This window comes from Methylobacterium sp. P3_A11, from assembly GCF_056403155.1.
On the sequence record NZ_JBFUGA010000246.1, the window covers coordinates 1 to 762 of the forward strand.

Here is a 762-nt window from a genome sequence, read left to right on the forward strand (position 1 = left end):
TCGATGAGCCGGACAGGATGCTGCTACGACAATGCCCCAATGGAGAGCTTCTTCCACACTTCGATGAGCCGGACAGGATGCTGCTACGACAATGCCCCAATGGAGAGCTTCTTCCACACTCTCAAGGTCGAGCTCGTTCATCAGCGGCGATGGGCAACCCGAGATGAGGCGCGACGCGACCTGTTCGCTTACATCGAGGGCTACTACAATCGGCAACGCATCCATTCGGCGCTCGGCTATCTCACGCCCGAGCAGGCCGAGCAAAACGCGAGCTAAACTCCCCGTGTCCGCGAAATCAGGGGAGGATCAAACGCGAGCGACCGATCTTTCGGGATCCCATCGCGCGCCCGAACGGAAAGTCCGTGAAGCGGAGCGGCATAGTGATTGCCGAGTGACGCTACGGCGGGACGAGGCGACAGCTCACCGGCCGCAGGGGCTGATGCCCTCTTCACGAGATCTAGCGAGGAGTTGACCCCGTTTGTGGTTCACGACCAATGCAAGGTCTCGGGCTGCGTGACGGTCCGCCGGATCTTGGCCCGGCCGAAGGGTACGCCTCCGGGCGTCATTTGGCGCCCTGCTCGGCGGCCGCCGCGGCAAATTCCTGAGGCGTCAACCACCCCAGGGCTGTGTGAGGACGGCTCTCGTTGTACGGGCGCCGCCACGCCTCGATCCTGCTCCAAGCATCGGCCGACGACAAGATCCAGTTCGCGTTCAGGCACACGTCACGCAGTCGGCCATTGAACGACGCGACCAGCGGGTTGT

2 protein-coding genes are annotated in these 762 nt (G+C 62.7%); one reads left to right on the forward strand and one right to left on the reverse strand.

Annotated features, from left to right (window positions below; all coding sequences use genetic code 11):
* The coding region (locus AC1DXK_RS31065; protein ID WP_477299719.1) for an integrase core domain-containing protein at positions 1-276 on the forward strand (276 nt) is incomplete at its 5' end.
* A gap of 286 nt (positions 277-562) precedes the next feature.
* On the opposite strand, the gene AC1DXK_RS31070 is transcribed toward AC1DXK_RS31065, so the two are convergent.
* The coding region (locus AC1DXK_RS31070) for an integrase core domain-containing protein (RefSeq protein ID WP_477299720.1) at positions 563-762 on the reverse strand (200 nt) is incomplete at its 5' end.